A 17,844-nucleotide genomic window follows, 5' to 3' on the forward strand; every position below is an offset into this window, starting at 1 on the left:
CACAAAATCAACGACAATACGTTATTAATTTTATTCTTAAAAAAACAGACAAAAAATGACCTATCCACAACAAGTAAACAAACGTCGCACTTTTGCGATTATTTCTCACCCCGATGCGGGGAAAACCACCATTACAGAAAAAGTGTTGCTCTATGGAAATGCGATTCAAACCGCAGGTTCAGTAAAAGGTAAAGGCTCTCAGGCTCATGCGAAATCGGACTGGATGGAAATGGAAAAGCAACGGGGGATTTCGATTACCACATCCGTGATGCAATTTCCGTACAACGATTGTTTGGTGAATTTGCTTGATACCCCTGGACACGAAGATTTCTCGGAAGATACTTACCGCACGTTGACCGCCGTGGACAGCTGTTTAATGGTGATTGACAGTGCCAAAGGGGTGGAAGAACGTACCATTAAATTAATGGAAGTCACAAGATTGCGAGATACGCCAATTGTTACCTTTATGAACAAGCTCGACCGTGATATTCGTGACCCCATGGAATTATTGGACGAAGTGGAAAATGTGTTGAAAATCCATTGTGCCCCGATTACTTGGCCTATCGGTTGTGGCAAGCTGTTTAAAGGGGTGTATCATTTATACAAAGATGAAACCTATTTATACCAAACAGGGCAAGGGCATACCATTCAAGATGTCCGTATTATCAAAGGGTTAAATAATCCTGAGTTAGATCAAACCGTAGGCGAAGATTTGGCTCAACAGTTGCGTGATGAATTGGAACTAGTGCAAGGTGCCTCCAATGAGTTTGATCACGATTTATTTATTAATGGCGAATTAACCCCTGTTTATTTTGGTACAGCGTTAGGTAATTTTGGCGTAGATCATTTTTTAGATGGGCTAACTCAATGGTCGCCAGCACCGCAGCCACGTCAAGCGGACACTCGCTTGGTGGAAAGTGCGGAGGAAAAATTCAGCGGTTTTGTGTTTAAAATTCAAGCCAATATGGATCCAAAACACCGTGACCGAGTGGCGTTTATGCGTGTGGTATCAGGCAAATATGAAAAAGGCATGAAACTTCGTCATGTTCGCCTTGGTAAAGATGTGGTGATTTCTGATGCCTTGACCTTTATGGCAGGCGACCGCACCCATGCAGAAGAAGCCTACGCAGGGGATATTATCGGTTTGCATAATCACGGTACCATTCAAATTGGCGATACCTTTACCCAAGGAGAAGATCTGAAATTCACAGGGATTCCAAACTTCGCCCCTGAACTGTTCCGCCGTATTCGTTTGAAAGATCCGCTTAAACAAAAGCAATTACTCAAAGGCTTAGTACAGCTTTCTGAAGAGGGAGCAGTGCAAGTGTTTCGTCCATTAATAAACAACGATTTAATCGTGGGTGCAGTGGGTGTGTTGCAGTTTGATGTGGTGGTTTCTCGCCTAAAATCTGAATACAACGTCGAGGCGATTTATGAAAATGTCAACGTGGCAACCGCTCGTTGGGTGGAATGTGGCGATGTGAAAAAATTTGAAGAATTTAAACGCAAAAATGAGCAGAATTTGGCATTGGATGGCGGCGATAATTTAACCTATATTGCTCCAACCATGGTAAATTTAAATTTGGCTCAGGAACGCTATCCTGATGTGACATTCTTCAAAACCAGAGAACATTAATGTGCAAACTCTCTCTTTAATGCAATCTGCACAGCTAGTTGAAATTCGGGAGCAAATGCTGAAATTTGCCCGACTTCAACTGCGAGATGAAACCGTGGCGGAAGATATCGTGCAAGAGGCCTTGTTAAGTACGGTGAAAAATATTGAGAATTTTCAACGTCAATCGGCGTTGAAAACTTGGGTGTTCGCTATTCTGAAAAACAAGATTATTGACTATTTGCGTCAGAAAGATCGTTTTGTGGTGGAAAGCGATTTGGTGAATGATGAAGAAGATAATTCCTTTTTTGATCAACATGGTCATTGGAAAGCCGAATATTCCCCCGAAAATTTGCCCGAAAGTGCGGTGTATTCTGATGAATTTTGGTTGGTGTTTGAAACCTGTTTAACCCATTTGCCTGCCAAACAAAGTCGAGTGTTTATGATGCGAGAATATTTGGACTACTCTGCTCAGGATATTTGCCAAGAAGTCGATATTACCAGTAGCAACTTGCATATTTTGCTGTACCGTGCCAGATTACAACTACAACATTGCTTAACCCATAAATTACATTAGAAATAAGAGATGACCCATGAACTGCTTACAAGCCACCAAATTAATTTCTGATGCACAGGAACGTGAACTCAATTTTAACGAAAAAATTGGGGTCAAAACCCATGTCATGTTTTGTCCACATTGCCGAAAATTTCAAGCACAATGTGCCAAAATGCACGATTTAATGAAACAATTTGCAGGCAATAAACCCGAATAATTTATCCCTTTGTGAAAAGGTGAATCGGATTTATACTAGTTAAACTCAGTTTAATAAAAGGAAAATATTATGGCAATTTTAGTGACAGGCGGTGCCGGCTATATCGGTTCACATACCGTGGTTGAATTATTAAATGTCGGTAAAGACGTAGTGGTATTGGATAATTTATGTAATTCCTCCGCCAAATCCCTTGAACGAGTGGCACAAATTACGGGCAAACAAGCCAAATTTTATCAAGGGGATATTTTAGACAGCCCACTTTTACAGCGTATTTTTGCGGAAAATCACATTGAATCGGTGATCCATTTTGCCGGCTTAAAAGCAGTGGGCGAAAGCGTGCAAAAACCGATTGCGTATTATCACAACAACGTGGTCGGTTCACTCAATTTAATCGAACAAATGCGACAAGCGGGCGTGTGGAATATTGTATTTAGCTCCTCTTCCACGGTGTATGGCGATCCTGCAGTGATTCCTGTCACCGAAAATTGCAAAGTAGGTGGCACGACTAATCCGTACGGCACGTCTAAATTAATGGTAGAACAAATCTTCACCGACATTGCCAAAGCGGAACCGAAATTTAGCATTACCCTATTACGTTATTTTAACCCTGTTGGTGCCCACGAAAGTGGCTTGATCGGCGAAGATCCAAACGGTATTCCGAATAATTTAATGCCTTATATTGCCCAAGTCGCTGTCGGCAAATTGAAAGAATTGTCTATTTTTGGTAACGATTACCCAACCCCAGATGGCACAGGCGTACGTGACTATATTCACGTGGTGGATTTGGCTATTGGACATGTAAAAGCCTTAGCTCGTCACGAAAATGACGGCGGTTTGCATATTTATAATCTCGGTACAGGTGTGGGTTATTCCGTGTTAGATATGGTGAATGCCTTTGAACATGCCAACAATATCAAGGTGCCTTATAAATTCGCACCACGTCGTGCCGGCGATATTGCGGAAAATTATGCGGATGCTAGCTGTGCCTTAAGAGAATTGGGTTGGAAAGCAGAACGAGATTTAAATGCTATGATGCGTGATACGTGGAATTGGCAGAAAAATAATCCAAAGGGCTATAAAGACTAACCCCAAAAATCCCCTCTCCCTTTGGGAGAGGGTTAGGGTGAAGGTAACACCGTAGTTTAAAACTGCGGTGTTTTTATTTAATATGTGACAAGTTTGATGTAGTTTGACATAATCTCTAAAGTCTTATGTTTTTCAGCAGAACCTGTTTTAAATAGTTTCTGATTTTCTGGGCTGACTTTGAATTTATCAAAAAGAGAAATAATCATTTTATCAATTCCCATTAATGAATAAACTATTCCTAAATCATAATATTTATTATCTAATATTTTTTCTAAGTAATCACCACGAATTTGCAAGACTTGCATAAATTGAGCCTCAGTTAAATTATTTAATTTTCTCTCTAATTCAAGATTAAAGCTATCTAAATCTCTTGAAAACTCTTTATAACCAACTAATTCATCAGGATTTAAAGGTTGAATTAAATCTTTATAAGTATAAGTTTTTCCCCTAAATGTACTTTTAATTTTCTTCATTTCTTTGGTTACTTCATCATAATAATATAGTCTTGAACCATCTGGAGTGCAATATTCATTGCTACTTCTTGAAAAATCATTGCAACCATAAGACCAAACATTTGGTGAAATAAATAAACAACTCAACAGGAAACCTAATTTAATTTTACTTTTTAACATATTCGTTCCTTTTTTATAAAACCTCATTTTATAAGATAATCAATACATTGATTAAACATAGCTTAAACTTATTTTTGTTCAGATGAATTTTCTTTTAATTGGTCTGTATCATTCTGTTTAAGTATTTTCTGAATTTTCGGGTCTAAAAAGTAGATATAAAGTAAACCCAATACAAAAGGAAGTATCTCATTATAGAGAAGCTGCTCTACTGGCTTTGGACTAGAATAAACATAGCTCCCAAATTCGACAGCGGTAAGAATAGCAATTATTGTAAAAAAAACTTTTTTTGAGCTTATACATTTGGTCATCTCCCAATATTTAAAATTTTCAGCGTATACAATTAAACTCGAAAATAGCAATCCTTGTGCCACTACGATTAAGACTAATATAGGGCTAGGAATACGAAAACAATTTGGAAAAGCAATAATAAGAGGAATAATCAATAAGGGGATAATGGCTATTAATAAAAATAGTCCTCTGTTCATTTTAACATTCATAAGAATTTCCTTAGTAAGTTGATTAAGAATTATGCAATTCAATGCGATTGCTTCCTATACTAACATTGTTTTTTTTTTGCACAATTGCCTTTTACTTACTCGTCTATTTTTTAACCAAAACATAACCCAACACATCTCACAACCAAGGAAAAATAAAACACCGAGATCGATTTATTCTTCAACAAGATCACGCCAAATTGACGTTTTAACACTTGCACCCTCCCCGAAAATCAAGGACAATACATCTACTCTCACCCCTGCCTTCTCCCAGAGGGAAAGGGGGCTTTCATTAAGATAATAAATTGACTATGCCAAATAAACCGACCGTTCTCTCCCAAATTTTCAGCCGTAATATGCTGATCTGTATTTTTACTGGATTCAGCTCTGGGTTGCCCTTTTATATTTTGATTTCCCTGTTGCCGATTTGGCTACGTTCTGAACAGGTGGATTTAACAACCCTCGGGCATTTCACCGCCGTTACGCTCCCTTTTACATGGAAATTTTTGTGGTCGCCGTTGCTTGATCGCTACACGCTCCCTTTTCTCGGTCGCCGCCGTGGTTGGATTTTGGTTTCACAACTTCTGTTATTACTCTCCATGGCGTTATTTGGATTTATCTCCCCCCAAAGCAATCAAGGCTTAACCCTAATCGCAGGACTGGCTACCCTTTGTGCGTTTTTTTCGGCGAATCAAGATGTAGTGTTAGATGCGTATCGGCGAGAAATTTTATCGGACGAAGAATTGGGCTTGGGTAACTCTATTCATGTTAATGCGTATCGCATTGCAGGTTTAGTGCCGGGTTCTCTCTCATTGATTTTATCGGATTATTTTGATTGGCAAACCGTGTTTATTATCACCGCACTGTTTATGTTGCCGGGGATTTTGATGACCCTATTTATCAGCCGTGAACCTAAAATCTTGCTTAATTCGCACCGCACTTTACGAGATAATGTCATTGAGCCATTTAAAGAATTTTTTGGTCGCAAAGGACTTTGGTCAGCCTTAGCCATTCTTGCCTTTATTTTCCTGTATAAACTCGGCGACAGCATGGCCACTGCCCTGATTTCGCCGTTCTATTTAGATATGGGCTTTAGCAACAGCCAAATCGGGATTATCGCCAAAAATGCCTCCCTTTGGCCTATGGTGATTGCCAGTATTGTGGGCGGTGTGATCATGTTGAAAATTGGCATTAATAAAGCCTTATGGTTATTTGGTGTGGTGCAAATTCTCACCATTTTAGGCTTTGCATGGTTGGCAAAACAAGGGCCGTTTGATCAAATCGGTAGCTATGAATTGTTTGCGTTAAGCCTAGTGATTGCCGCCGAATATATTGGCGTCGGCTTAGGCACCGCTGCCTTTGTGGCCTTTATGGCAAGAGAAACTAATCCACTTTATACGGCGACGCAACTCGCCTTATTTACCAGTTTATCCGCCTTGCCACGTGCCACGATCAATACACAAGCCGGTGCGTTAATTGATCGGTTGGGTTATTATGATTATTTTTGGCTTTGTTTTTGGTTGGCGATCCCAGGAATGTTGTGTTTGATTTGGATTGCACCGTGGAAAACCACCAAATAGAAACAGCAAATTACCCTTTGATTGTGCAAATTTCCTTTTCTAAACCAACAAACAACGGTATCATAACCCATTAACAAGTATCATTTATTTATAGGTATAAAACGTGAATATTCAAACTCTTTTATCGGAAAAAATTCAACAAGCCATGATTAAGGCTGGAGCAGAAAACAATGTCGAGCCAGCAGTACGCCAATCGGGTAAACCTCAATTTGGTGATTATCAAGCCAACGGCATTATGGGAGCAGCCAAAAAATTAGGCTTAAATCCTCGTGAGTTTGCACAAAAAGTAGTGGATGCTGTCGAATTAAATGGGATAGTGGAAAAATTAGAAATTGCCGGGCCCGGTTTTATTAATATTTTCTTAGATAAAAACTGGTTAGCCGACAACGCCGAACAGGCGTTAAGTGCGGTGAATTTTGGCATAAAAACGGATAAATCGCAGACCGTGGTGGCGGATTATTCCTCTCCCAATGTTGCCAAAGAAATGCACGTGGGGCATTTACGTTCTACGATTATCGGTGATGCCGTTGTCCGTGCATTGGAATTTATGGGACATAAGGTGATCCGTGCTAACCATGTCGGTGACTGGGGAACGCAGTTTGGTATGTTGATTGCTTACCTTGAAAAAATGGAAAATGAACATGCTAGCGAAATGGACTTAAGCGATCTAGAGGCCTTTTATCGTGCTGCCAAAGAACATTATGACGCCGATGACGTCTTTGCTGAAAAAGCTCGTCAATATGTGGTGAAATTGCAAGGGGGCGATCAATATTGCTTAACCATGTGGAAAAAATTAGTTGATATGACCATGTCACAGAATCAACTTAATTATAATAGGTTAAATGTGAGTCTCACTGAAAAAGATGTGATGGGCGAAAGTTTATATAATCCAATGTTGCCTGAAATTGTCGCTGATTTGAAAGCAAAAGGATTAGCCGTGGAAGATGACGGTGCCTTAGTGGTGTATTTGGACGAATTTAAAAACAAAGACGGCGACCCAATGGGCGTAATTGTGCAGAAAAAAGACGGCGGATTTTTATACACCACCACGGATATTGCCGCAGCCAAATATCGCTATGAAACCTTGCACGCCGACCGTGCCTTAGTGTTCTCCGACACTCGCCAAAGCCAACATATGCAACAGGCTTGGTTAATCACTCGTAAAGCAGGTTATGTGCCGGAGAGTTTTAGTCTTGAACACCAGAATTTTGGCATGATGTTAGGCAAAGACGGCAAGCCATTTAAAACTCGTTCCGGTGGCACGGTGAAATTAGCGGATTTGTTAGACGAGGCCGTGGAACGTGCCGGCAAATTAATTAATGAAAAATCCACCGCACTTTCTGAGCAAGAAAAAGCTGAGGTGATTGAGGCGGTGGCTATTGGTTCGGTGAAATATGCGGATCTGTCTAAAAACCGCACCACGGACTACGTTTTTGATTGGGATAATATGTTGAGCTTTGAGGGCAACACGGCACCTTATATGCAATATGCTTATACACGTATTCGTTCGATTTTCAATAAAACAGATGTGGATTCCACCGCACTTTCGCAAGCCCCTATTGTGTTAAATGAAGAAAAAGAACGAGCATTGGCGATAAAATTATTGCAATTTGAAGAGGCCGTGCAAACTGTGGTGAAAGACGGTACACCGCATGTACTTTGTGCTTATTTATATGAATTGGCCGGTGTGTTCTCGAGTTTCTATGAACATTGCCCAATTTTAAATGCCGAGCAAGCAGTTAAATTAAGCCGTTTAAAATTAGCTCAATTAACCGAACGTATTTTAAAACAAGGTTTAGATTTACTTGGGATTAAAACGGTTGAGAAAATGTAACGACCCTCACCCTAGCCCTCTCCCATAGGGAGAGGGAATTTTCAGATAACAAAAGGAAAATGGTATGAAAAAATCGCTCCTTGCTTTATTGATAGCCTCCACTTTGGTACTTTCTGCTTGTGATGACAAAGATACGCAAGCCAAATTACAAACCGCCGAGCAAACGATTAGTCAGCTAAATGCACAGTTGGAAAAATCGCAAGCGGAATTAAAAATTGCGCAAGAAAAGCTCACGGAAGTCCCTGCGTTACAGGTAAAACCTGTCACCTTGTTTGAGAAAAGACAAGAATTTAATCGAGATCCCGATAGCATCAAAGAAGATGATTTTGGTGTAAGTCAAAGTTACGTGGATTATCATTTATCGAGCGTTGAAACAGGAATAACGTGGCTAGATGATTTGCTTTACAATGAACTGATTGGCGACACCGCCTTTATTGAAGATAAAAATTTATTGGCTGAACTCAACAAGCTCCCGACGCCCAAAGATCGTTTACTCAAACTCTATGAGGTGTATTATCAAGAGGGACTGGCCGAGGTCAAGGAATTTAATACTTTTGGCAACGAGCTTTCCGACTCCGTTTTCTATTTGGGTCAACGTCAAAATGTGGTCACATTTTCTTATAGTAAATACGCATTTACTGGCGGGGCGCATGGTAATGGTTGGACCGATTACATTAATGTAGATATCAATAAAAAAGCAAAAATCGGACTAGATGATCTCATTCCAAAAGCCAACCAAAGCAAATTCCAAGACTTGTTATGGGAAAGCTATAAAACCTATCGTCAAGAAAACTCTGATGGAGAGCTTTATGCTAATCAAAAGGATTTTTATGTTTCTCCTGCTTTTTATTTCTCTGCAGAGGGCATAAATTTTGTCTACCCACCTTATGCGATTGGTTATTATGTCGAGGGGGACATTACCTTGACCTTGTATTGGAACCAAGTAGAAGATCTGATTAATAAAGCATATTTGTGGTATTAACGGCACGTAAAGTGCGGTCATTTTTCGCCAATTTTTGGCAACAAAAAACCGAGTTTTCACTCGGTTTTTTTATTGCGTAAGCCAAAAGTTAGAAACTTAAATATGGGGTGATTTTCTCAATAGTGGTGCTGCCTAAGCCTGATACATTAGATAAATCAGAGGCTGAGGTAAATTTACCCACTTTATTGCGATATTCAATAATGGCTTTTGCTTTGGTTTCACCAATGCCGCTGAGTGATTGTAAGGTACTGGCATCCGCCGTATTAATATTCACTTTAGCGCTTGAAGATACCGCACTTTTTGCTGACGTGACTTTATCAGTTACCGCTGTTTTGGCTGAAGTCGCTTTATCCGTTACGGCTGTTTTTGCCGAAGTCGCTTTGTCTGTTACCGCCGTTTTAGCTGAGGTGACTTTATCCGTTACCGAACTGGTCGACGTACTGGTGGCAGAAGTTTTTACTGCGTTAATTTTATCGCTAACCGCTGTTTTCGCTGAACTCACCGCATTGGTGGCAGAACTGGTGCTAGATGTGACTTTCTCTGTCACAGCCGATTTTGCGCTGTCTTTTGCTGTGGATAACACCGTATTTGTCACGCTGTTTGCAAATGAAGTAGAAGAAATGGCTAAACCAAGTCCTAATGTTAAAATAGAGGCAAGTGCTTTCATGTAAATTCCTTGTAATAATAAAATATAGAGTGATCATACTCGTATGCTAAGAGTCTTAAATAGGTAATAAGTTCCTTGCTGATCAATTTATTTTTATGGCAATAAAAAAGCGACCTCACAGGATCGCTTTTTCATGTAGGCTATCAATATCAATTAAGCCTCTTGATTTCCTTTCTGCTCTTCCGCCAGACAAACCGCTGCGGTAAAGAGTACATCAGTGGAAGAATTCAACGCAGTTTCTGTGGAGTCTTGTAATACCCCGATAATGAAGCCAACAGCGATCACTTGCACCGCCACATCAGCAGAAATACCAAATAAACTACAAGCTAATGGAATCAGCAATAATGAACCGCCTGCCACGCCCGATGCACCACAGGCACAAATAGCAGCAACCAGACTTAACAAAATCGCAGAGGGAATAGACACTTGAATACCTAAGGTATTCACGGCTGCTAAGGTTAAAATGGTAATGGTAATCGCTGCACCGCCCATATTAATGGTAGCACCTAACGGAATGGATACGGAATAGGTTTCTTCATTTAAGTTTAAGCGTTTGGCTAATTCCATGTTCACTGGAATATTCGCTGCAGAGCTGCGTGTAAAGAAAGCGGTCACGCCACTTACACGAATGCATTCCCAGACTAATGGATAAGGATTACGACGAATTTTCCAATATACAATAAGTGGATTCATCACGAAAGCCACGAAGAACATAGCGCCAAGTAACACCGCTAATAAATAAACATAATTGGCTAAAGCTGCCAAACCTTTATCCGCTAAAGTATCTGCCACCAAACCAAACACCCCAAAAGGCGCTAAGCTAATGACTAAATGTACAATTTTAGATATGGCCTCGGAAATATCATTAAATACATTTTTGGTGCTATCCGCTGCATGGCGTAACACTAAACCCAAGGCAATCGCCCACGCAAGAATACCGATAAAATTGGCATCTGCAATGGCTTTGATTGGGTTATCAAAAATATTTAAGATCACCGTCGTCAAAACTTCGCTAATCGATCCTGGAGGCGTTAAGGATTGTTCAGCGGCTTGCAACGGAATGGTCACAGGGAATACAAAACTCACGATCACGGCAGTGAACGCCGCCAAGAAAGTCCCCAAAATATAGAGCCAAACAATGGATTTCATATTGGTTTTTGCGCCCACTTCCCTTGTTGCAATGGCAGAGACCACTAACACGAACACCAGAATCGGGGCAACAGCACGTAATGCTTTAACAAAAATCGTGCCTAATACACCAAATTTAGCAGCCCATTCAGGCGCAACCAAAGCCAGTAAAATACCGAGAACTAAACCAATAGAAATGCGTTTAACTAAACTTCCTTGGAATAAAAATGAAAATAAACGTGAACTATCCATAATTTCAATCCACAAAATGAGGCAAGCGTTTGCTTGCGGTTAATCACACAGATCTTACGATCCAATAAGCACTTCAAAGATAGCTGAAATTTAAATTAAAAGAAATAGTAAAAAAATAAATTACGATATTTTTACAAAAAAGATTAAAAATTTTAAAAAAGATCTAAATTTTACTTGACTGACTGTTTTCAAATACAGTAACATACACCTGTTCAAGAAAACAAGTTAATTTTTTTACAGGGTAATTATTATGAATAATACAATCAACCACGCTCACTACCGTAATACCAATACGATGATCGCCAATGATTTTTCTTACCACCCTATTCCCTATTTTGAGGATCGCCAGTCCATGACGAAAAATTACAGTCGTAAGCTCGATCTCAATTTATATTGTATCAAACGACCACAACAAACTTGTTTTATTCGGGTCACCAATCCTGATATGTTAGCTTGGGGCATTGAACAAGATGATATGCTCGTGGTAGAAAAAAATGATAGCTTATCTTTAGGTGATCTGATTGTGATCGACGTGGATCAACAAATGGAAGTCTATGAATTTGTTAGCCACAATAACGGTGAATTTATTTTCTTTCCCTTGAGTTCAAAAGCACAGCATATTAAAACCCAACATTGGGATAGTCTGCCTATTGTTGGCACGGTGACCAATACGATTCATCAAATAAAACCCCGTAAAAATAGCATGAAATTTGCGGCATAACTCGCCACTCACGGGTATAAATAAGTGCTATAAAAAGTGCGGTCTGAATCGACTGATTATTCAGACCGCACGACAAACAACTTATTTTGGAATCCTCTCCATTACTTTGTTTTTTGTGAGGACTGCGCTTTAGTTGGCACAGGTTGTGTTGTTGACTGAGCCGATGGTTGCACTTTCTGTGTTGGAGGCACCACCAAATATTGACGAACTAATTTATTCGTCGCCTCATTTAAAATTGAACGGGCTTGTTGCACATTTGCTTGGAAATCTTTCGTCACGGCGCTAAACTCTTGCTGTTGTTCTGGTGTAGATTTGCCAAGTTTGATGGCGGCCTTAAAAATTTCCGCCATGGCCGCATTTGAAAGGGCTGTCAACGCCATTTTTCTTTCAAGCACAGTTTTGACATCATTATCCTTAATGGTAAAAGCTTTTAATACACGCTCATATTCATCGGTTGACTCCACCAATTCATTTAACTGTGCCGTAATCTTGTCGCTAAATTTCGCATTTTTTTCAATGTAATGGCTTTCTTCGGGTGAATTGATATGCCCTTGTAATTCTGCGATCAATTTTTGTTGTTTTTGATCAAATTTAGCTGACCATTCATAGAATTTAACAAAGTCTTCCGCCCCTCTAACCGATTTATTGTTAGATAATAAAATGGGTTTTAATAATCGTAAATCAAATTCAGGTAAGGCAACAATACTGTTGGTTTGTGCAGAGGCCGCTTGTGTGGTAGTGGTTTGCGAAGAAGAAACCGCTTTGGCAGGTTCCGTCTGTTTTTCATCGCAAGCCGATAAAGACAGGGCAAGTAAAAAAGCAACACTCAAGGTTGTCAAATGATTCATGTTCACTCCTAAAATAACATTAAAACAGGTTCAGTGCATTATAAAGCAATTTCCCTTAATTTGAAAATGATCCACTATTTTAAGCTTATCCGATGTTTTTTTACTGTTAAAATACGCAAAGTGCGGTATAATTTTTTTAATTTTCGTCATATATCAAACGCCTACACATGAATATAAGTTATAGCCAACCACTTGCTGATGAACAAGCTACTTGTCGCTTTGGCGCCCAATTAGTGAACCTTATTTATCCGTTCACCCATGAACATGGCGTGGTCATTTATTTAAATGGTGAACTGGGGGCCGGAAAAACCACATTAAGCCGTGGTATGATTCAAGGTTTAGGCTATCAAGGCAATGTAAAAAGCCCTACTTACACGTTAGTGGAAACCTATCATGTGGCCGAGCGAGACATTTATCATTTTGATTTGTATCGCTTAAACGATCCCGAAGAATTAGAATTTATGGGCATTCGTGATTATTTTACCGCACAAGCGATTTGCTTGATTGAATGGGCTGAAAAAGGCGAGGGCGTGTTAAATAGCGCAGATTTATTCGTGAATATCGACTACGATAACGACACACGACGTATTGAATTAAGCGCCAATAGTACTCTTGGTACCGAAATCATCACACAATTACAACAACATCCAATAACCCTATGAAACGTATTTTATTGTTAATTTTAACCGCACTTTTTTCCTCTGTTAGCTTGGCGGAGGTGTGGACGATTGCGATTGATCCTGGCCATGGCGGAAAAGACCCCGGTGCCATTGGGCGTAATTTACATATTTATGAAAAAAATGTCACCCTCTCTATCGCTCGTGAACTCAAAGCGTTATTGGATAAAGATCCGAATTTCCGTGGCGTATTAACCCGTAATGGCGACTATTATATTACTGTGCCCTCTCGTTCCGAAATTGCCCGTCGCAACAAAGCGAATTATTTAATTTCCATTCATGCGGATTCCTCTGTAAAAAGCAGTATGCGTGGCGCCTCCGTGTGGGTACTGTCTAATCGTCGTGCCAATGATGAAATGGGGCAATGGTTGGAAGATCACGAAAAACAATCGGAATTACTGGGCGGCGCTGGCAAAGTGTTATCCCATAGCAAGGAAGTCTATCTGAATCAAACTGTTCTTGATTTACAATTTGGTCATAGCCAACGTGTGGGCTATGAGTTGGGTAATACCATTTTACAACATTTTTCACGCATCACCACATTGAGCCGCAGCCGCCCTCAACATGCGAGCCTCGGCGTGTTGCGTTCGCCAGATATTCCCTCCGTCTTGGTGGAGACTGGTTTTCTGTCAAATACCGAAGAAGAGGCTAAATTAAGTACGCCTTCTTATCGTCGTCGCATTGCCTATATTATTTATCAGGGCTTAGTCGATTATCGCCGTAAAAATGGCGGATTAGACGTGAATACCACGGTAGCTTATAAGGAAAGTACTCAAGAAAAAAATCAAACTAGTGAGAAAAAAGACAGTAAAAACCCGAATAAAACAACCCATAAAGAGGATAAAGATAACAAGAAAAATGCCGCTAATGAAATATCAGATAGTGGGGTACGACATAAGGTAAAATCAGGAGAAACGCTCGGTGGATTGGCGCAAAAATATGCGGTGAAATCGGACGACATTGTGACATTAAATCACCTCAAACGTAAAGAATTGTGGATTGGTGAAACCCTCAAAATCCCGGCGAGTAGCAAAACCACCACAAGTTCTAGCGAGAAAGTTGACAGTAAAAAAACGGTCGATAAAAATAGTCATGGGGAAAATGCGAAAGAAAGCCAGAAGAAAAACACTAAAAACAATGAAAATACGAGCAAAACCCAGGCCAAAGAAACCGCCTCGGCGACTGCCAAAACGACGGTAAAAACAACGCCAAAAACAGAGCAAAAAACAACAGCCAATCAAGCGGAACATAAAAAAGAAAAAAGTCAGGCAATACCGAAATATCACACCATTGAGAAAGATCAAACCATTTATGCGGTCGCACGTTTATATGGGATATCGGCAGATAAGATCTTGAAATTAAATCCGAAATTGAAAAATGGTAAAGTGGTTGTTGGCCAGAAAATCCAAATTCGAGAATAAGGGGATTGATCACGATGACGATTCAAATTCTCCCCCCTCAACTGGCTAACCAAATCGCTGCTGGCGAAGTGGTGGAACGGCCTGCCTCGGTGGTGAAAGAATTGGTTGAAAATAGCCTTGATGCAGGCGCCAATCGTATTCAAATTGATATTGAACACGGCGGCGCCACATTAATTCGTATTCGGGATAATGGCATAGGGATTGCCAAACAAGAACTAGCGTTGGCCTTAGCTCGCCATGCCACCAGTAAAATCACGTGCTTAGAAGATTTGGAAGCCATTTTAAGCCTTGGCTTTCGCGGCGAGGCGTTGGCGAGTATTAGCTCGGTTTCACGTTTAACCCTTACCTCTCGCACCGCAGAACAAAATGAGGCTTGGCAAGTGTATGTGCAAGGGCGAGATCAACAAAGTACGATTACTCCCGCCTCTCACCCAGTAGGAACCACCGTTGAAGTGGCCAATTTATTTTTTAACACACCAGCCAGACGCAAATTTTTACGCACAGATAAAACCGAATTCGCCCATATTGATGAAGTGATTCGGCGCATTGCTTTAGCCAAATCACAAATTGCCTTTACACTCACGCACAATGGCAAAATAATGCGTCAATATAAAAGTGCGGTGGAAAAATCACAGATTTTAAAACGTGTGGCCGCCATTTGTGGCGAAGATTTTGTACAGCACGCCTTGCATATCAATTGGAAACACGATGATCTGCATTTATCAGGATGGGTGGCGACCCCCCAATTTACTCGTACCCAAAATGATTTAAGTTATTGTTATATCAATGGGCGTATGGTGAAAGATAAAGTTATTACTCATGCCATTCGTCAGGCCTATGCGGACTATTTAGGCACGGAACAATACCCTGCTTTTGTGTTATTTTTGGATCTCAATCCCAATGAAGTGGATGTGAATGTTCACCCGACTAAACATGAGGTCCGTTTTCAACAGGCTCGTTTAATTCATGATTTTATTTTTCAGGGTGTAAGCAATGCCCTATTATCGGCCGCTCAGTTAGACTTACATGCTGAACCAGTTGACGTAAACCATGGGCAAGTGCAAGAACCACAAGCTGAGTATCATGTCAGCATAAAACCGAATCGCCAAGCGGCAGGAGAAAATATTTTTTCTCGCCATTCCAGTTCAAATACAGCGGCAAAATCAGCACATTTTCCACCGCACTTTACCTCATCGGTTGACGCTAACCATCCGACCAAAACAGAGCAACGCTTATATGCGGAGCTGATTAAAACAACACCGACAGTGGCCCCCTCTAGCAATACGACACCAAGCATGTCAGTCGAGGTCAATACTGCGCCACAGTTAGCCCAAACCACAATGTTGCGTGCTTTAGCACTCGTCGAAAATCGTGCGTTATTATTACAACAGCATGAGACGTTCTATTTATTGCCATTAGCCGCTTTACAAAAGTTAGCGTTGAAGTTAACCCTGACGAACCATGCCCCAAAACAGCCATTATTAATTCCCGTGGTCTTTCGTTTAGCCCCGTCACAACGTGATCGTTGGCAACAACAACAGGCTTATTTTGCAGAAGTTGGCTTTGAATTTGTCGAAAATGTGGCACAACAACGTCTTACGCTCAATCAAATCCCCGTCTGTTTACGCCAACAAAATTTACAAAAAATCGTGCTGTCTTTGCTTAATTTACCTTTAGCCAAAATGGACGATTTTCGCACCGCACTCATAGACTTGGTGGAATCCTCGCCCATCACAACATTGGCCAGTGCGGTGAATGTATTGCAAGGAGTGGAACAGCACAAGCAAGCCGCACCGCAGTTATCATCATTATTGATTAACGTGGATTTTTCCCCGTATCTTGATTAAGGAAAACCTCACCGCTATGTCAACTCAACCTCTTGCCATTTTTCTGATGGGGCCTACCGCCTCGGGGAAAACCGATTTAGCCATTAAACTGTATCAGTCACTTCCCGTGGAAATTATCAGCGTAGACAGTGCCTTGATTTATCAAGGCATGGACATTGGCACCGCCAAACCTAGCGCCGAAGAATTAGCACAAGCGCCACACCGTCTAATTGATATTTTGGATCCCGCAGAAAGCTATTCCGCCATGAATTTTCGAGCCGATGCGTTGCGAGAAATGGCAGAGATTACCGCCAAAGGCAAAATTCCCTTGTTGGTCGGTGGCACCATGTTATATTACAAAGCCTTATTAGAGGGGCTTTCTCCTTTGCCCAATGCCGATGAAATCTTGCGAGCTGAGATTGAAACGAAAGCCGAAAAAATAGGTTGGGTGGCGTTACATCAAGAGTTGGCACTGGTAGATCCTGTTTCTGCACAACGTATTAACCCCAATGACAGCCAACGCATTAATCGGGCATTAGAGGTATTTTATTTAACGGGCAAATCACTGACCGAACTCACCGCACAAAAAGGCGAGGCACTGCCCTATCAGCTTTTGCAATTTGCTATTGCGCCTGAAGATCGTACGGTTTTACATCAACGGATCGCTTTACGTTTCCAAAACATGATCGCACAAGGCTTTCAAGCGGAAGTGGAAAAACTCTACGCACGCCCTGATTTACATATTAATTTGCCCGCTATGCGCTGTGTGGGCTATCGTCAAATGTGGGAACATTTACAAGGTGATTATGATTTAGAGGAGGCTATCTATCGAGGAATTTGCGCCACCCGACAGCTTGCCAAGCGTCAAATTACATGGTTACGAGGTTGGAAAAGCCCGATTCAATGGCTAGATAGCTTACAAAATGAACAAAATTTAAAAAAGGTGCAACAAGCCTTTGATCTTGCTATGCAAAATTGATATAGTGAAACAGTTAACCGACACGGCTAACGCATAATAACAATAAGAAGGAAAACAACATGGCAAAAGGACAATCATTACAAGATCCTTATTTGAATGCACTCCGTCGTGAGCGTATTCCAGTTTCTATTTACTTAGTCAACGGCATCAAATTACAAGGCCAAATCGAATCATTCGACCAATTTGTGATTTTGCTGAAAAATACTGTTAATCAAATGGTGTACAAACATGCGATTTCAACGGTTGTACCTGCTCGTTCAGTATCACATCATAATAATAACGGACAGCAACATACACAACAATCCGCTGAAGTCGAAACTGTCACAGAATAA

General features: G+C 40.7%; 18 protein-coding genes. 13 read left to right on the forward strand and 5 right to left on the reverse strand.

Annotation, left to right across the window (positions count from 1 at the left end; translation table 11 throughout):
• Positions 1-55: 55 nt before the first annotated feature.
• The 4 genes from prfC to galE all read left to right on the forward strand — a co-directional run bounded on the left by prfC (position 56) and on the right by galE (position 3,471).
• Positions 56-1,636, forward strand: coding sequence for a peptide chain release factor 3 (prfC, locus tag ACTG7Q_RS03705; protein ID WP_439241022.1), 1,581 nt, complete (start codon positions 56-58; stop codon positions 1,634-1,636).
• Between the two features lie 19 nt (positions 1,637-1,655).
• Positions 1,656-2,189 (forward strand): sigma-70 family RNA polymerase sigma factor, encoded by a 534-nt coding sequence (locus ACTG7Q_RS03710; protein ID WP_439241516.1) that lies wholly within the window; start codon positions 1,656-1,658, stop codon positions 2,187-2,189.
• Between the two features lie 16 nt (positions 2,190-2,205).
• Positions 2,206-2,385 carry a zf-HC2 domain-containing protein gene (locus ACTG7Q_RS03715; protein ID WP_439241023.1) on the forward strand — a complete coding sequence of 60 codons (180 nt, stop codon included), beginning with the start codon at positions 2,206-2,208 and terminating at the stop codon, positions 2,383-2,385.
• A 69-nt stretch (positions 2,386-2,454) separates the two neighbouring features.
• Positions 2,455-3,471, forward strand: coding sequence for a UDP-glucose 4-epimerase GalE (gene galE, locus ACTG7Q_RS03720; RefSeq protein ID WP_439241025.1), 1,017 nt, complete (start codon positions 2,455-2,457; stop codon positions 3,469-3,471).
• 77 nt (positions 3,472-3,548) lie between these two features.
• Here galE and ACTG7Q_RS03725 read toward each other — a convergent pair whose 3' ends face one another.
• Together ACTG7Q_RS03725 and ACTG7Q_RS03730 are read right to left on the reverse strand one after the other, a co-directional pair.
• Positions 3,549-4,103, reverse strand: coding sequence for a hypothetical protein (locus ACTG7Q_RS03725; RefSeq protein WP_439241027.1), 555 nt, complete (start codon positions 4,101-4,103; stop codon positions 3,549-3,551).
• Between the two features lie 68 nt (positions 4,104-4,171).
• Positions 4,172-4,600: a hypothetical protein gene (locus tag ACTG7Q_RS03730; RefSeq protein ID WP_439241029.1), complete on the reverse strand. Its 429-nt coding sequence runs from the start codon at positions 4,598-4,600 to the stop codon at positions 4,172-4,174.
• Between the two features lie 308 nt (positions 4,601-4,908).
• Here ACTG7Q_RS03730 and ACTG7Q_RS03735 point away from each other — a divergent pair, with 308 nt between their 5' ends.
• The 3 genes from ACTG7Q_RS03735 (at position 4,909) to ACTG7Q_RS03745 (ending at position 8,993) form a co-directional block, all read left to right on the forward strand.
• Positions 4,909-6,177: an AmpG family muropeptide MFS transporter gene (locus ACTG7Q_RS03735; protein WP_439241031.1), complete on the forward strand. Its 1,269-nt coding sequence runs from the start codon at positions 4,909-4,911 to the stop codon at positions 6,175-6,177.
• A 103-nt stretch (positions 6,178-6,280) separates the two neighbouring features.
• Entirely contained in the window at positions 6,281-8,011 is a 1,731-nt protein-coding gene (gene argS, locus ACTG7Q_RS03740) for an arginine--tRNA ligase (protein WP_439241033.1), read from the forward strand.
• Positions 8,012-8,075: 64 nt separating this feature from the next.
• Positions 8,076-8,993, forward strand: a complete 918-nt coding sequence (locus ACTG7Q_RS03745; RefSeq protein WP_439241035.1) for a DUF3298 domain-containing protein — start codon at positions 8,076-8,078, stop codon at positions 8,991-8,993.
• Between the two features lie 88 nt (positions 8,994-9,081).
• Here ACTG7Q_RS03745 and ACTG7Q_RS03750 read toward each other — a convergent pair whose 3' ends face one another.
• Together ACTG7Q_RS03750 and sstT are read right to left on the reverse strand one after the other, a co-directional pair.
• Positions 9,082-9,660: a ComEA family DNA-binding protein gene (locus ACTG7Q_RS03750; RefSeq protein WP_439241037.1), complete on the reverse strand. Its 579-nt coding sequence runs from the start codon at positions 9,658-9,660 to the stop codon at positions 9,082-9,084.
• A 153-nt stretch (positions 9,661-9,813) separates the two neighbouring features.
• Positions 9,814-11,040, reverse strand: coding sequence for a serine/threonine transporter SstT (gene sstT, locus ACTG7Q_RS03755; RefSeq protein WP_439241039.1), 1,227 nt, complete (start codon positions 11,038-11,040; stop codon positions 9,814-9,816).
• Between the two features lie 250 nt (positions 11,041-11,290).
• Here sstT and ACTG7Q_RS03760 point away from each other — a divergent pair, with 250 nt between their 5' ends.
• Positions 11,291-11,761: a LexA family protein gene (locus ACTG7Q_RS03760; protein WP_439241041.1), complete on the forward strand. Its 471-nt coding sequence runs from the start codon at positions 11,291-11,293 to the stop codon at positions 11,759-11,761.
• Between the two features lie 101 nt (positions 11,762-11,862).
• On the opposite strand, the gene ACTG7Q_RS03765 is transcribed toward ACTG7Q_RS03760, so the two are convergent.
• Positions 11,863-12,609 carry a hypothetical protein gene (locus ACTG7Q_RS03765; RefSeq protein WP_439241043.1) on the reverse strand — a complete coding sequence of 249 codons (747 nt, stop codon included), beginning with the start codon at positions 12,607-12,609 and terminating at the stop codon, positions 11,863-11,865.
• Positions 12,610-12,776: 167 nt separating this feature from the next.
• On the opposite strand from ACTG7Q_RS03765, the gene tsaE reads away from it, so the two are divergent.
• Genes tsaE through hfq form a run of 5 tightly spaced genes read left to right on the forward strand, consistent with a single transcriptional unit; the run spans position 12,777 to position 17,844 of the window.
• Positions 12,777-13,271 (forward strand): tRNA (adenosine(37)-N6)-threonylcarbamoyltransferase complex ATPase subunit type 1 TsaE, encoded by a 495-nt coding sequence (gene tsaE / locus ACTG7Q_RS03770; protein ID WP_439241045.1) that lies wholly within the window; start codon positions 12,777-12,779, stop codon positions 13,269-13,271.
• The gene (locus tag ACTG7Q_RS03775; RefSeq protein ID WP_439241047.1) at positions 13,268-14,707 is read left to right on the forward strand and encodes an N-acetylmuramoyl-L-alanine amidase; all 1,440 of its coding nucleotides are present in this window, start codon (positions 13,268-13,270) and stop codon (positions 14,705-14,707) included. Before tsaE ends, ACTG7Q_RS03775 begins: the two co-directional genes overlap by 4 nt.
• Before the next feature lie 14 nt (positions 14,708-14,721).
• Positions 14,722-16,554: a DNA mismatch repair endonuclease MutL gene (gene mutL / locus ACTG7Q_RS03780; protein ID WP_439241049.1), complete on the forward strand. Its 1,833-nt coding sequence runs from the start codon at positions 14,722-14,724 to the stop codon at positions 16,552-16,554.
• 16 nt (positions 16,555-16,570) lie between these two features.
• Entirely contained in the window at positions 16,571-17,512 is a 942-nt protein-coding gene (gene miaA, locus ACTG7Q_RS03785; protein WP_439241051.1) for a tRNA (adenosine(37)-N6)-dimethylallyltransferase MiaA, read from the forward strand.
• A 59-nt stretch (positions 17,513-17,571) separates the two neighbouring features.
• On the forward strand, positions 17,572-17,844 hold the full coding sequence (gene hfq / locus ACTG7Q_RS03790) for an RNA chaperone Hfq (RefSeq protein ID WP_439241053.1): 273 nt from the start codon (positions 17,572-17,574) through the stop codon (positions 17,842-17,844).

This window comes from Lonepinella sp. BR2474 (genome assembly GCF_051851555.1).
Lineage (GTDB): Bacteria > Pseudomonadota > Gammaproteobacteria > Enterobacterales > Pasteurellaceae > Lonepinella.

Bases quoted from the DNA above. Each gene is read 5' to 3' on its own strand.
- prfC (WP_439241022.1), top strand. From the start codon at position 56: ATGACCTATCCACAACAAGTAAACAAACGTCGCACTTTTGCGATTATT.
- ACTG7Q_RS03710 (WP_439241516.1), top strand. From the start codon at position 1,656: ATGCAATCTGCACAGCTAGTTGAAATTCGGGAGCAAATGCTGAAATTT.
- ACTG7Q_RS03715 (WP_439241023.1), top strand. From the start codon at position 2,206: ATGAACTGCTTACAAGCCACCAAATTAATTTCTGATGCACAGGAACGT.
- galE (WP_439241025.1), top strand. From the start codon at position 2,455: ATGGCAATTTTAGTGACAGGCGGTGCCGGCTATATCGGTTCACATACC.
- ACTG7Q_RS03725 (WP_439241027.1), bottom strand. From the start codon at position 4,103: ATGTTAAAAAGTAAAATTAAATTAGGTTTCCTGTTGAGTTGTTTATTT.
- ACTG7Q_RS03730 (WP_439241029.1), bottom strand. From the start codon at position 4,600: ATGAATGTTAAAATGAACAGAGGACTATTTTTATTAATAGCCATTATC.
- ACTG7Q_RS03735 (WP_439241031.1), top strand. From the start codon at position 4,909: ATGCCAAATAAACCGACCGTTCTCTCCCAAATTTTCAGCCGTAATATG.
- ACTG7Q_RS03745 (WP_439241035.1), top strand. From the start codon at position 8,076: ATGAAAAAATCGCTCCTTGCTTTATTGATAGCCTCCACTTTGGTACTT.
- ACTG7Q_RS03750 (WP_439241037.1), bottom strand. From the start codon at position 9,660: ATGAAAGCACTTGCCTCTATTTTAACATTAGGACTTGGTTTAGCCATT.
- sstT (WP_439241039.1), bottom strand. From the start codon at position 11,040: ATGGATAGTTCACGTTTATTTTCATTTTTATTCCAAGGAAGTTTAGTT.
- ACTG7Q_RS03760 (WP_439241041.1), top strand. From the start codon at position 11,291: ATGAATAATACAATCAACCACGCTCACTACCGTAATACCAATACGATG.
- ACTG7Q_RS03765 (WP_439241043.1), bottom strand. From the start codon at position 12,609: ATGAATCATTTGACAACCTTGAGTGTTGCTTTTTTACTTGCCCTGTCT.
- tsaE (WP_439241045.1), top strand. From the start codon at position 12,777: ATGAATATAAGTTATAGCCAACCACTTGCTGATGAACAAGCTACTTGT.
- ACTG7Q_RS03775 (WP_439241047.1), top strand. From the start codon at position 13,268: ATGAAACGTATTTTATTGTTAATTTTAACCGCACTTTTTTCCTCTGTT.
- mutL (WP_439241049.1), top strand. From the start codon at position 14,722: ATGACGATTCAAATTCTCCCCCCTCAACTGGCTAACCAAATCGCTGCT.
- miaA (WP_439241051.1), top strand. From the start codon at position 16,571: ATGTCAACTCAACCTCTTGCCATTTTTCTGATGGGGCCTACCGCCTCG.
- hfq (WP_439241053.1), top strand. From the start codon at position 17,572: ATGGCAAAAGGACAATCATTACAAGATCCTTATTTGAATGCACTCCGT.